Source organism: Salinispora fenicalii (genome assembly GCF_000514815.1).
Taxonomy (GTDB): Bacteria; Actinomycetota; Actinomycetes; order Mycobacteriales; family Micromonosporaceae; genus Micromonospora; species Micromonospora fenicalii.
In genome coordinates, this window is sequence record NZ_AZWQ01000018.1 from 116034 (window position 1) to 128343 (window position 12310).

At 71.6% G+C, this 12310-nt stretch carries 12 protein-coding genes; 3 read left to right on the top strand and 9 right to left on the bottom strand.

Features of this window, described 5'->3' with window-relative positions:
• Positions 1 to 12 precede the first annotated feature (12 nt).
• The 8 genes from B116_RS0108575 to B116_RS0108610 all read right to left on the bottom strand — a co-directional run bounded on the left by B116_RS0108575 (position 13) and on the right by B116_RS0108610 (position 8468).
• A complete protein-coding gene (locus B116_RS0108575) occupies positions 13 to 633 on the bottom strand; it encodes an HAD-IA family hydrolase (protein WP_027659807.1) in 621 nt (206 codons plus the stop codon).
• A gap of 96 nt (positions 634 to 729) precedes the next feature.
• Entirely contained in the window at positions 730 to 2226 is a 1497-nt protein-coding gene (locus B116_RS0108580; RefSeq protein ID WP_033667438.1) for a serine/threonine protein kinase, read from the bottom strand.
• A gap of 69 nt (positions 2227 to 2295) precedes the next feature.
• A complete protein-coding gene (locus B116_RS0108585; protein ID WP_027659809.1) occupies positions 2296 to 2775 on the bottom strand; it encodes a hypothetical protein in 480 nt (159 codons plus the stop codon).
• Between the two features lie 131 nt (positions 2776 to 2906).
• Positions 2907 to 6479: an adenylate/guanylate cyclase domain-containing protein gene (locus B116_RS0108590; protein ID WP_027659810.1), complete on the bottom strand. Its 3573-nt coding sequence runs from the start codon at positions 6477 to 6479 to the stop codon at positions 2907 to 2909.
• Complete coding sequence (locus tag B116_RS0108595; protein ID WP_018721047.1) at positions 6476 to 7303, bottom strand: MBL fold metallo-hydrolase; 828 nt, start codon at positions 7301 to 7303, stop codon at positions 6476 to 6478. Before B116_RS0108595 ends, B116_RS0108590 begins: the two co-directional genes overlap by 4 nt.
• Positions 7304 to 7416: 113 nt before the next feature.
• Positions 7417 to 7878, bottom strand: a complete 462-nt coding sequence (locus tag B116_RS0108600; protein ID WP_027659811.1) for a RidA family protein — start codon at positions 7876 to 7878, stop codon at positions 7417 to 7419.
• On the bottom strand, positions 7875 to 8030 hold the full coding sequence (locus tag B116_RS27370; RefSeq protein ID WP_012184767.1) for a DUF4177 domain-containing protein: 156 nt from the start codon (positions 8028 to 8030) through the stop codon (positions 7875 to 7877). Before B116_RS27370 ends, B116_RS0108600 begins: the two co-directional genes overlap by 4 nt.
• A 48-nt stretch (positions 8031 to 8078) precedes the next feature.
• Positions 8079 to 8468, bottom strand: coding sequence for a hypothetical protein (locus B116_RS0108610; RefSeq protein WP_018721049.1), 390 nt, complete (start codon positions 8466 to 8468; stop codon positions 8079 to 8081).
• A gap of 314 nt (positions 8469 to 8782) precedes the next feature.
• Between B116_RS0108610 and B116_RS0108615 the strand changes: the two genes are divergently transcribed.
• Genes B116_RS0108615 through B116_RS0108625 form a run of 3 tightly spaced genes read left to right on the top strand, consistent with a single transcriptional unit; the run spans position 8783 to position 11580 of the window.
• Entirely contained in the window at positions 8783 to 9376 is a 594-nt protein-coding gene (locus B116_RS0108615; protein ID WP_027659812.1) for an Rv0361 family membrane protein, read from the top strand.
• 20 nt (positions 9377 to 9396) lie between these two features.
• Positions 9397 to 10374 (top strand): ArsA-related P-loop ATPase, encoded by a 978-nt coding sequence (locus B116_RS0108620; protein ID WP_027659813.1) that lies wholly within the window; start codon positions 9397 to 9399, stop codon positions 10372 to 10374.
• Positions 10375 to 10428: 54 nt separating this feature from the next.
• A complete protein-coding gene (locus tag B116_RS0108625; RefSeq protein ID WP_026321486.1) occupies positions 10429 to 11580 on the top strand; it encodes an ArsA family ATPase in 1152 nt (383 codons plus the stop codon).
• 66 nt (positions 11581 to 11646) lie between these two features.
• Here the strand turns inward: B116_RS0108625 and B116_RS0108630 are convergent, their stop codons facing one another.
• Complete coding sequence (locus B116_RS0108630) at positions 11647 to 11967, bottom strand: WhiB family transcriptional regulator (protein ID WP_018745148.1); 321 nt, start codon at positions 11965 to 11967, stop codon at positions 11647 to 11649.
• Positions 11968 to 12310: the final 343 nt, after the last annotated feature.

The window sequence follows — 12310 nt, forward strand, 5'->3', positions numbered from 1 at the left end:
CCCGGGCCGGCCTCAGGCCGGCAAAGATGTGATCACCTGGTCCAGCTCACGCAGGTCGTCGACGACGACATCGGCGTGGGCCAGCTCCGCCGGGGCGTGGGTGGTGGCGATCGCCACGACCACGGCACCGGCCGCTTTGCCGGCGGCGACTCCGGCGGGGGAATCCTCCACCACGATGCAGGACGAGGCGGCAACACCGAGTTGCCGGGCGGCCAACAGATACCCCTCGGGGTCGGGCTTGCCGTGACGGACATCCTCCGCCGCCACGAAGGTCGGTGGAATTCGCAGCCCAGCACCGCGCATCCGGGCGGTCATGAGGCGGCGGGACCCGGACGTGACGACGGCCCACCGGCCATCGGTGATCGTGGCCAGCGCGGCGGTGGCGCCGGGGATCGGGCGCACCAGATCGGCGTACGAGAGCTCGAGGTCGGCCATCTCCCGCAGGACCGACGCGACTGCCTCGGGCGGAAAGAACTCCGGCACCACATCCTCGTCCCGCCGGCCGTGGCAGACCCGCAGGATGGCCTCGGCGTCGACCCGATAGCGGGAGGCGACCGTACGCCAGCTGGTGGTGACCGCCTCGGTCGAGTCCACGAGGGTGCCGTCGATGTCGAAGAGGACCGACCGATCCATGGCTCACCTGGCCTTCACGTTCGTCCCCGGCGATCCCGGTGGCCGAGGCCGGGGTGCTGTCGGTTCGAGGTGTTCACGCCGACCGCACGGCGGCGCTCAGCTCACGAGGGTCGGGGCGGCAAGCGCGTCCAGCCCGCGCCCGGCCACACAGCGGTACGTCCGCTCCGCCTCTCCGGGGGGCAGCACCTCCAGCTTCCACCCCTCGGTGTGGTTGAGCCCGGCGGCGAGCTTGAAGGTGGTCTCGTTGCACACCCGGCGAACCGTCGGGTCAACGCTGATATCGGCGTAGCGGACCCCGCGTGCCGCCTCGGATAGCTCGCCCTCGGCGTAGCTCTCCCAGGTGTGCTCACCCGAGCAGGGCACCTTCTCCGCGGGAGTCCGCGACCCGCTGCCCCAGATCGGACCGAAGCACTCCAGCTCGTCTCCGCACCGGGCCCCGGAGGGAAGCGCCGCTGCCTGGGCGCAGGCGGGCCGGAGGGTGGGATCGGCGGTCCGGCCCGCGCTCGACGTCGGTTGCGACGCGCCCAGACCGCTATCCAGCCCAACCCGATCCAGCCCAACCCGATCCGGCCCAACACCGACCAGCCCGATGCCGGCCACGAGGAGGGCGGCCACTCCCGCGCCACCGAGGAACCAGGGCCGCCGCCGCCGGGCCGCGGAGGGAAGGGTGGGGTGCGCGTCCTCGACCGGCGCTCGGGGTGCCGGGTGGGTCGGCCGGCCGTCCGCGGCCACTCCGGAATGCCCGCTCGGGGCCATCCCGGGGTGCCCGCCGGCGCCCGGCTCGGCGGGGGCGCTGGCAGCGGTCCCGCCAACCGGCAGCGCGGCCAGCAGATCCCGCAGCTCGGCGGCGGACGGTCGCGCCGCCGGGTCGTTCGACATGCCGGCCCGCAGGATGTCGACCAACTCCTCCGGCACCCCGGGTAGATCGGGGACCGGCTGATGGAACATCTCCAGCACCGTCACCAGGCTGGGGTTTCGCTCGGACCGCCAGCGCGGCGGCCGACCGTGCATCACCGCGTAGAGGGTGGCGCAGAGCGCGTAGACATCCACTGCCGGTGATGGCGGGCTGTGGTTGAACATCTCCGGTGGCGCGTAGGCCGGGGTAAGCACCTCGAGGGCGACTGAGGCATCCCGCAGCTCGGCGACGACCGCCAGCCCGAAGTCGGCCAGCACGGCCGGGTTGAAGTGGGAGTAGAGAACATTGGCCGGCTTGACGTCCCGGTGCAGCACCCCGGCCGCGTGCGAATGGGCGATCGCGTCGGCGATCTTGACCCCGAGGTCGCGGGCCTCCACCGGGCCGAGCGGCGAGGTACGCATCCGTTCAGCGAACGACCCGTCGCAAAGCTCCATGATCAGGTACGGGTGCTGGTCCACGGTGACCCCGACATCGAAGAGGTCAACCACGTGCGGGTGCGACGACATCCGACCGGCCGCCCGTGCCTCACGGAGGAACCGGGCCTGATCCCGCTCACTGTCCAGAGTGCGGTTCTCTACCTTGACCGCCACCTCGCGCCCCACCGAGATCTGGGTGGCTTTGTAGATCGTCGCGTAACCACCCCGGGCGAAAACCCGCAAATCGGTCAGCCCGGGCACAAGGGGCGTTGGTAGCGCGCCAGGCGAGGTCTCGGTCACAGCTCGAAAATACCGAACTAGGCGGACTGTTCAGCGAACCGCGTCAGCGGTGGGCGCCGGACCAACTGGGTCGGCCGCAGCCGAGACGGCACCGCCCGGCGCCGCGGCACCCGAGCCGCGTCGATCCCACCACAGACCCGCAGCGGTCGCCAACGCGCCCAGCGCCTCCCAGGCAGCCACCCCGAAGAACCGGCCCGGAGCGACGTCCACCAGCACCAGGACGCTGAACACGGTGAACGTGAGGAGCCGAAACCCAACCGTGAACCGATAGAAGGCCCGCCACTCGGTCGCCGAGGCGAGCAGATAGTAGACCCCCATGTTGAACGATGCCATCGAGGACGCTGTCAGGAACGTAACGGTGTAGTCACCCGACGCGCGGGACTCCAACACCTCGAAGCCAAGCAACCGCAGCAGCACCTCCGGCCAGATCAACCCGACCGCGCCCACAAGCAATGCGAGCAGGCCAAAGACCGCGACTGTCCAACCGGCAGCGGAACGCGGCAGCTTCATCAGACCCCTTCCCGTTCAGCACGCCCACATCCCGGGATCGTGCGCGGCCCCCACGCTATCGACCACCCACCCTGTCCCGCATCACCGGAATTGCCAAAATCTTGCCACCGGCGACGCCGCCAACGGCCGGATCAGTCGTCCGCCGTCAACCGGCCGAGAAGGTCATCCGCGTCCCGCCGCTCGCTCCGCTGCTCGGTCGCGTACGCCAGGCGTACCGCCTCCTCGGCGCTGGCCCGCGCCGCCACCGATCCGCCGGTAGCCGCGAACGCCTTCGCCAACACGACGGCGGCGATCACCTGGCTGCGCACGTCCTCCGCTGGGACCGTATGGGCCCGCTGCGCCCAGTCCAGCGCCTGCTCGGCCTGCCCGTGGGCGAGCAGGGCAGAGGCGTACTGGGCCAGCGTCAGACGACGGGAGAAGAGCAATGCCGGGGTGGTCTGCGCGGCGGTCGCCACCGGGGCGAGCAGGCCGACCGCGGCGGCGGGATCACCGGCCGCCAGCCGGGCGGTAGCCAGCAGCACCCGCGGCGCCACCTGCGCCGGCGCCCACGGGTTGTACGGCTCGACGGCGGTCAGCACCGCCTGCGCCTCCCGCTCGGCAAGGTCGTGGTCGCCCGAGTCCAACGCCACGAAACCCCGCAGCGTGCCAGCCATGCCGGTCAACAATGGATGCGAGGTACGGCGGGCGTACTCCATCGCGTCGGTGAGCAGATCCGCGGCGTGCTCCGGCTCGCCCAGGCCGCGCGCGACGACCCCACGCACCACCAACGCGAAGCCCCGCCCCCACTCGTCGGAGGCGGCGTCGAAGTCCCGATACGCCCGCCGGGCCGCCCGGTCGGCCTCGGCCAGATCACCCAGCTCGGCGGTGGCGAACGCCTCCACCGCCCGCAGGGTGCCGACCGCCCACTGTTCGCCGACCCGCTCACCGAACGGCAGGAACGCCCGGGCGAGGCGGCCCGCCTCGTGCAGCCGGCCGGCGAGCAGCCGGGCGAAGGCGGTGGTGCCCCGCAGCCAGGCCCGCCCGTACGGATCCTTCAGCTCGGCGAACAACCGCGCGGCTCGGCCGAGTACGGCGTCGGTGCCGGCGAAGTCGCCCCGGGTGGTGGTGACCCAGGCCAGGTTCTGCAACGACCACGCCTGCCCGCGGCGGTCCTGCACCGCGAGACTGGTCTGGTACGACGCGGCCAGTCGGCTGCTCGCCTGCCCCAGCCGGCCGGCGATGAAATCGGCCATCCCGAGCTGCCGCATCGCCGCCGCACGCAGCGTCGGCAACTCGTGGGCGGAGGCGACCTGCAACGCCTCCTGCCACGAACTCACCGCCCGGTCCGGGTCGCCGACCGCCTGGTGCGCCTGCCCAGCCAGGAGTAGTGCACTGGCCCGGGTAGCCGCCTCGTCCCCGGCGTTGGCGGCGATCTTCTCCGCGTTCGCGAGCGCATCGGCCGCCTTGCCGACCTGGAGCAGCGCCCGCGCGTGTACCACCCGGTCGGCCGCCGGGACCCCGTCGGGAGCCAGCTCGCTGGCGCGTTCGGCGTACTCCACCGCCAGCAGCGGCTCCCCGACGTACATCGACCGGCGGGCGGCGTTACCCAACGCGGCGATCCCGACCGGGATCACGGACCGCGCCGACGCGTCCGGCCGCAGACCCACCGCGTCGGCGAGTGCGGTCGCCCGCTCCACGTGGCCGGCCACAAAGTCATCCCGGGCGGCTTCGGTGAACCCACCGGAGGCAGGGGTGCCGGTCGGCGGATCGGCCGCCGCCCAGCGGGCGAGCGCCGCATGTCGTTCGGCCAGTTCGGCCTTGCTGACCCCGACGTAGGCCGCCTCGCGCATCAGCGGAGTGGCGAACGTGTGGCCAGACCACGCGCGGTGCAACATCCGGCGTTGCAGCAACTCCTCGACCGCGCGCTCCAGCTCCACGGCCGCCACCGCCGCCGGCCGACCGTCCCGACCGCTCCGCTGCTCCCGCAACGCCTCCAGCGCCCCCGCCGGTACGGTGTCGCCGACCACCGCCGCGTCCCGCAGCACCGAACGGGCGTCCGGCGGCAACGCGTCGATTCGCGCGGCGAGCACGGCCGCGAGGTCACGGGAGAGAAGCTGGCTGTCGAGCGAGCCCGGCACGAGCTGCCAGTCATCGTCGGTACCGGCGGTCAGCGCACCCCGCTCCATCAGCAGGGTGACCAGCTCAGCCAGGTAGAACGGGTTCCCCTGCGCGGTGGCGAGCAGGCGATCGGCATCGACCTGCGGCAGCCGGCCCCCACTGAGGTAGCTGGTGAGCAGCCGCGCGGCATCCGCGCCGCGCAGCGGGGGCAACGCATGGACCTCGGCGTCGGCCACCCGGGTCAGGGCGCCCGCGGTGCGGACCAGTTCCGGCCGGCCCAGCAGCAGCACCAGCACCGGGCCGGCGAGCCGGGACAGGGTCTCGCCGAGCGCGTGGGTGCTCTCGGTGGTCGCGTCGTGCAGATCGTCGACCACGACCACCAGCGGCGCTTCCGCGGCGATGGCGCTGAGCAGGTCGGCGACGGCGGTCGGCACCGCGTCGCCGTCGGCGGATTGACTCGCCGAGCGCCACTCGCCCTGGTCGGCGGGGCCACTGGGCAGTTCCGCATATCCAAGCAGGGCCAGCAACTGCTCGGTAGCGACCGGCGCGGGGTCGCCACCGGTACGGCCGAGGCGCTGACCGAGCCGACGCAGTCGTTCCTCGACCGCCGGTCGGGTGAGCGCAGTGGCTGAGTCGGTGGGCAGGCCGACCGCGGCACGGACCAGGTCCGCCAGGGGAGCGAGCCGGCGCCGTTCACCGAACGCGACGCAGCGCACGGAGAGCACCCGCGCACCGGTGTACGCCGCGAACCGGCCGGCGCCCACGTCGTAGCCGGCGGCGAAACGCTCCACCTCGGTGGCGAAGCGGGACTTGCCGATGCCGGCCTCGGCGGTCATCAGCAATACCCGGGGCTCACTACGGTCGACCACCTCGGCGAGCCGACCCGCCACCCGCCCGATCTCGGTCTCTCGGCCGACGAAGGGCGCCTCGTCCCCGAGCCCGGACCGGGTACCCGTGGCGTCCAGCAGGCCAAGCAGTTCATACGCCGTGACCGGCTCGCGCTTGCCCTTCAGACGCAGCGGGCGCAGCGCCCGCCAGGAGGCGACGTGCCGGGTGGCGGCGGCGGTCCGGTCCCCCGCGTAGACCGCGCCGACCGCCGCCGCGTCAGCGAGCCGGGCGGCGGTGTTGACCGTGTCTCCGATGACCGTGTATTCGAGGGCCGCTTGGATTCCGGCGATAACGTCCCCCGTGTTGAGCCCGACCCGCAGGCCCAGTGGCCCGCCGCCGCCACGTTCGTCGTCGAGGACCCGACGCACCGCCCGCTGCATGGACAGCGCCGCCCGAACGGCACGCTCGGCGTCGTCCTCGTGCGCCACCGGCGCACCGAAGACCGCCATGATGCCGTCCCCGGTCAGCTTGTCGACGTGCCCGCCGAAGGTCTTGACCGCACCGGCCAGCGCCGCGAGCACCCGGTCGGTCACGGCACCGACCCGCTCCGGGTCAAGATCCTCCGACCAGGAAGTGAAGTCGGACAGGTCACCGAAGAGCACGGTGACCACCCGACGTTCGGTGGCCGGGAGCGTCGCCGCAGCCGGCAGCGCGGCGCCGCAGTAGTGGCAGAACCGGGCACCAGGCACCGCGACGGTTCCACACACCGGGCAGGTCACGTCTGCTCCAACTCCGAATCGGTGGCACCGGATTCCCGGCCCAGGTACGCCAACTGCGCCCGGACCGACCATTGGGCGGCCCACCACAGTGATCGATCGACATCGGCGTAGACGACCGCCACTACCTCGGCCGCGGTACGGGCGCCGGCGTCGAGCGCGGCTCGGACCTGGTCGAGTCGGGCCCGCCGGTGGGCCAGGTAGAACTCCGCCGCGGCGCCGCAGTCTGCCAGCGCCGGGCCGTGCCCGGGCAGCGCGGGGATGCCGGCGTAGGTCGAGAGCAGTTCCAGACTGGCCAGGTAGTCCCCGAGGTGGCCATCCGGGTGGGCGACCACGGCGGTGCCCTGACCGAGGATGGTGTCACCGGTGAAAACCACCCGCTCGCCGCCGTACGTCACGAGGAAACAGACCGAGTCGGCGGTGTGCCCGGGGGTGCCCAGTAGGCGGAGTTCCAGCGGGTTGCCGTCGAGCCCACCGAGGTCCCCGGTCAGCGGCGTACCGCCGATGGTGTGTGCCGGGTCCGCGGCGCGCACGGGTGCCCCGCCGAGCAGGTCGTGTAGGCGCGCTGAGCCTTCGGTGTGGTCGGGATGCCCGTGGGTGATCAGCACCTGCGCGATCGGCCCCTGGGCGGCGATCGCGGCCAGGTGTACCTCGTCGGCCGGCCCGGGGTCGATCACCACCGCGGGTTCACCGGGGGCGGCGCGAAGCACCCAGGTATTGGTTCCAGTCAACGTCATCGGCCCGGGGTTCGGTGCCCGCAGCAGCGTGACCCACCCCGGCAGCGCGCCCGCGAGAGCTGTCGCCGGCGCCGTGAAGTGCCCGCTCATGGCTGCGATCGTACGACCACCGGCAGCAGCCTCCGCGATCTTGCACCTCCAACCTCCGCTTCGTACCCGTTCAGGGGTTTTGACCGGCGGGAAGTGCAAGATCGCGACAGGTGCTAGGCCGTAACTTCGACGATGACCTCGACCTCGACGGGCGCGTCCAGGGGGAGTTCCGCCACCCCGACCGCGCTCCTCGCATGCCGACCGGCCTCGCCGAAGACAGCGCCGAAGAAGTCGGAGGCGCCGTTGATGACGCCCGGCTGGCCGGTGAAGCCCGGGGCGCTCGCCACGAAGCCGGTCACCTTGACGACCTTGACGATCTGCTCCAGCCCGACCAACGAGTTGATCGCCGCGAGCGCGTTCAGCGCGCACCGCTGGGCCAGTTCCTTGGCCTGATCAGCAGAGACATCCGCGCCGACCTTGCCCGTGGCGAGCAACTTGCCTTCGGCCATTGGTAGCTGGCCGGAGACGTAAACGTGCTGCCCGGACCGCACCGCCGGCAGGTAGCTGGCGACGGGGGGCACCACCTCGGGCAACTTGTGCCCCAACTCGGCGAGTTTCGCGTGCGGCCCGGTCATGCCTTGGCCCGCTTCAGGTAGGCGACGAGTTGCTCCGGGTTCGGCCCGGGAACCACGGACACCAGTTCCCAGCCGTCCTCGCCCCAGTTGTCGAGGATCTGCTTGGTCGCATGGACCAGCAGCGGGACCGTGGCGTACTCCCACTTCTGCATCGCTGGAAGGCTCTCTTTCCTGGAGTGCGGTTCTTTCCAGAGCACAGCCTACGGTCCGACGACGGGTTGGGGCGCGGGACGTTGCTCAGCCACTGCCTCCCCGCACGGGCCAACGTGTTCGTAGGGCCGTGGACAGCGGGATCGGTCCAGCAGGGGCAGGTCGCAGAAAACCCGGTGCCGGTTGTTCTGGTCGTCTGCCGTGGAGACGGTGGTCTCTCCGGCGTCAACCGCACCGAGGAAGCTCAGCGAGGTGGCGATCGTGCCGGCCAGCGCGACAGCGGCGGCGCAGTCCGCGACCCGGATCGGAAGATGCACCACGTAACCGGGCTCCTCCTCGTCCCGGGGCGGCAGAGCGGACTGGTCCGGGGCACCACCCAAGGCGGGCAGCCGGTTCGCGGCCGGGAGTTGGGTCCGGGGGGTGTTCTCCACGTCGTGCATGCCCTGCCTCCGGCGGTTTGTACCTGATCGTGCCCACGCCGTTCGGCCCGGCCCACGGCCCGATCCCGGCACCATCGGAACGTAGGCCGCTGGTCGATGGCCGCCAACAGGGCGCGCGGCAATCCAGCTGCCAAGTCACATATGCGACACCTGTCTTGGCGGAATGCGGACAACGGTCGGGGAGGGCGGGTTCCGGACAGAAGAACGACGTCATGCCAACCGCCGGGCCAACCGCTACTCTTCCGGTCGTAACCGGCGGCCTACCGCCACCCGTCGCCTCGCCGAGCCGACGCAGTCCCATCCCCGGGGGAGCGATGTCCCAGCCAGTCAGCGGTGATCCGACCAGTCAGCCCGACGGCCCAGCCGAGGCGGCCATCCCCTCCGCGCCACAACCGGATCCGTCGGCGCTCCCAGCTCCGGCCACCCCTTACCCTCCAAACCAGCAGAGCCCGGCGCCCCGCCGCCGACGCGGATTGCTGATCGCGTCGATCGCCCTCGCGGCGACCCTGGTGCTATGCCTCGGCGGCGGGGTCGCTGCCTTCCTGGCGGTGCGCGCCGCCGAGGACGGCACGGGCGCCGAGGAGCCCACAGCCGCCGTGGAGGAGTTCCTGACCGCCGTCTACCGGGACCGGGACGCGGCCCAGGCGTCGAGCCTGGTCTGCTCGGCCGCCAAGGACCAGGTGAAGATCTCCGCGAAGGTCGCCGAGGTGGAGGAGTACGCCGCCGACTACAAAAAGCCGTACTTCCGGTGGAGCCCCCTGAAGGTTGACGACGAGACCGAGGACCGGGCCGTCATCACCACCACCGTCACCATGACCACCGCCGACGAGAAGGTCGCTGACCTGCCCCTGCGCCTCACCGTGGTCAAGTCGATGGGTTGGCGGGTCTGCGAGGTGGCGCAAGGGTGACGCCTGGTTAGGCTCGACGGGTGGGAGCAGCACAGCGACCGGCCGCGCCGGCCGGCAACGAGTGGCCGGCCCGCCTCCACGTGGTGACCGGCAAGGGCGGCACCGGCAAGACCAGCGTCGCCGCCGCCCTCGCCCTCGCCCTCGCCGCCGGGGGCCGACGCACCCTACTGGTCGAGGTCGAGGGGCGGCAGGGCATCGCCCAGCTCTTCGGCGCCGACCCGTTCCCCTACGCCGAGCAGCACCTGACCGACGCCGCGGACGGCGGCGAGGTGCGGGCCCTCGCCGTGGACGCGGAGGAGGCCCTGCTCGAGTACCTGGACATGTTCTACAAACTCGGCGGGGCCGGGCGGGCCCTGCGCAAGCTGGGCGCCATCGACTTCGCCACCACCATCGCCCCAGGGCTGCGCGATGTGCTGCTGACCGGCAAGGTGAAGGAGGCCACCACCCGCACGCTGGGCCAGCAGCGGGTATATGACGCGGTGGTGCTGGACGCCCCGCCGACCGGGCGGATCGCGCGGTTCCTCAACGTCACCGCCGAGACCGCACGATTGGCCCGGATGGGGCCGATCAAAACCCAGAGTGAGGGGGTCGCCGCGCTGCTGCGCTCCCCGATGACCGCCGTGCACGTGGTGACGCTGCTCGAGGAGATGCCGGTCCAGGAGACCGCGGACGCCATCGCCGACTTCGCCGCGCTGGGCTTCCCGGTCGGACGGATCATCGTCAACGCCACCCGACCGCCGGCATCGGGCAGTTCCGCGGTCACCGCGGCGGAGCTCACCGCCGGGCTGCTCGCCGCCGGGCTACCCGCCGACGAAGCAACCGTCCGCGGCCTGGCGACCGAGGTACGCGACCAGGCGGTCCGCCGTGACCTGGAGGATTCGCTCCGGACCGACCTGGCCGAGTTGGGCCTGCCGCTGGTCGAGCTGCCGCTGCTGCCCGACGGGGTGGACCGGGCGGGTCTGGATCGGCTGGCCGCGGCGCTCATCCAAGCGGCTTGACGCACTGCTCCCGTCGGCTCTTCAGCGTTGTTGAACCGGGCCCGATACGCTCGATTGGTGCCTTCCGACAACGTGGCGCCGCCGCTGGACGTTGACCAGATCCTCGCCGATCCCGGCGTACGGATCGTGGTCTGCTGCGGGGCGGGTGGAGTAGGCAAGACGACCACCGCCGCCGCGCTCGCGCTCCGGGCCGCGGAGGAGCATGGCCGCCGCACGGTGGTGCTCACCATCGACCCGGCGCACCGGCTGGCCCAGTCGCTGGGGCTGACCGAGCTGGACAACACTCCACGCCAGGTCAAGGGAATCGACGTCGAGGCCAGCGGCGGTGAGCTGCACGCCATGATGCTCGATATGAAGCGCACCTTCGACGACGTGGTGCTCCAGCACACTGACCCGGGGAGGGCCGCGGAGATCTTCGCGAACCCGTTCTATGCGGCCATGAGCTCCACCTTCGCCGGCACCCAGGAGTACATGGCGATGGAGAAGCTCGGGCAGCTGCACGCCCGGGGCGAGTGGGACCTGATCGTGGTGGACACCCCGCCGTCCCGCTCGGCGCTGGATTTCCTCGATGCGCCGGCTCGCCTCGCCCGTTTCCTGGACGGCCGGATGCTGCGGCTGCTGCTTGCCCCGGCCCGCTCGGGCGGGCGAAGCATGTTCAGCTTCGTCACTGCCGGGTTCGGCGTGTTCTCGAAGGTTGTCCAGAAGTTACTGGGTGCCCAGCTGTTGAGTGACCTGTCCGGCTTTGTCGCAGCCCTCGACTCGATGTTCGGCGGCTTCCGCCAACGCGCGGAGCAGACCTACCGCATCCTGCAGGCCCAGGAGACGGCGTTCCTCCTGGTCGCGGCGCCGGAGCCGGACGCGGTCCGGGAGGCTGAGTACTTCGCGAGTCGGCTGCGGGCCGACCGGATGCCGCTCGCCGGGTTGATACTCAACCGGGTGCATCGCTCGGCGGCACCGAAGCTCGGCCCGGATGAGAGCTTGGCCGCCGCTGATCGGCTGGCCGGGCTGGGCGGCCACGAGGGCATAGTGGACGCGCTCCGGGCCCATGCCACGCTGGCCCACCAGGCGATACGGGAACAACGGGTGGCAGCCCGGTTCACCGCGGCGTTCCCGACCGTGCCGATGGCCTCGGTAGCCGCGCAGCCCGCCGACGTCCACGACATCGACGGGCTACGGATGATCGGTTCGCTGGCCAGCCAGGGGTGATCCGTAAGCCGGCCGCGGCGGCCAGGAGCGATCCATCAGTCAGCCGCGGCGGCTAGGAGTGATCCGTCAGCCAGCCGCGGCGGCCAGGACCTTGTCCCGGTCGGCCTTCTCCTTGGCGTTCTTCTTCATCGCGGCCTCGAACATCTTGCGCCAGCTGGCGACCTGCGGGTGGCGGCGCAGCAGCGCCCGTCGCTCACGTTCGGTCATGCCGCCCCACACGCCGAACTCGATCCGGTTGTCCAGCGCGTCCGCCAGGCACTCGTACCGGACTGGGCAGCTTCGGCAGATCCGCTTCGCCACGTTCTGTTCGGCGCCCTGTACGAACAACGCGTCCGGGTCCCCGTTCTGACATGCCGCCAGCGACGGCCAGTCAGTGATCATGCCCATCTGTACACGTCCCCCCTTGCAGTACTACCGACCCCATCGCGGACCAGCCGGCTGTTTCCCCCGATCGCCCCCGCCGACCTCCCCCAAGGCGGCACGAACGACCTGTGGCGCTGTCGCCGCTCCCATCATGCTCTGTAGTTGCCTGATTACGCAACGTTGTCGGCAAAATCCATTATTCCGGACACTCCCGGCTTACCGGGCCTGCTGCCGCCCGCATACCCCACCGAGGTCCACGAAAACGCTGGACGCCCATCCCGCGCCAAGAGGAGACTCAGCGACGCCTGGTCCGCAACCGCCTACCGGGGGTCGTGCGTTTAGCACAACGAGGACGGCGTGCGCAGGA

Coding starts and splice junctions, on each gene's coding strand:
- B116_RS0108585 (WP_027659809.1), bottom strand. CDS start 2,775: ATGAAGCTGCCGCGTTCCGCTGCCGGTTGGACAGTCGCGGTCTTTGGC.
- B116_RS27370 (WP_012184767.1), bottom strand. CDS start 8,030: ATGCAGAAGTGGGAGTACGCCACGGTCCCGCTGCTGGTCCATGCGACC.
- B116_RS0108630 (WP_018745148.1), bottom strand. CDS start 11,967: ATGGGCATGATCACTGACTGGCCGTCGCTGGCGGCATGTCAGAACGGG.
- B116_RS0108615 (WP_027659812.1), top strand. CDS start 8,783: ATGTCCCAGCCAGTCAGCGGTGATCCGACCAGTCAGCCCGACGGCCCA.
- B116_RS0108575 (WP_027659807.1), bottom strand. CDS start 633: ATGGATCGGTCGGTCCTCTTCGACATCGACGGCACCCTCGTGGACTCG.
- B116_RS0108595 (WP_018721047.1), bottom strand. CDS start 7,303: ATGAGCGGGCACTTCACGGCGCCGGCGACAGCTCTCGCGGGCGCGCTG.
- B116_RS0108610 (WP_018721049.1), bottom strand. CDS start 8,468: ATGCACGACGTGGAGAACACCCCCCGGACCCAACTCCCGGCCGCGAAC.
- B116_RS0108600 (WP_027659811.1), bottom strand. CDS start 7,878: ATGACCGGGCCGCACGCGAAACTCGCCGAGTTGGGGCACAAGTTGCCC.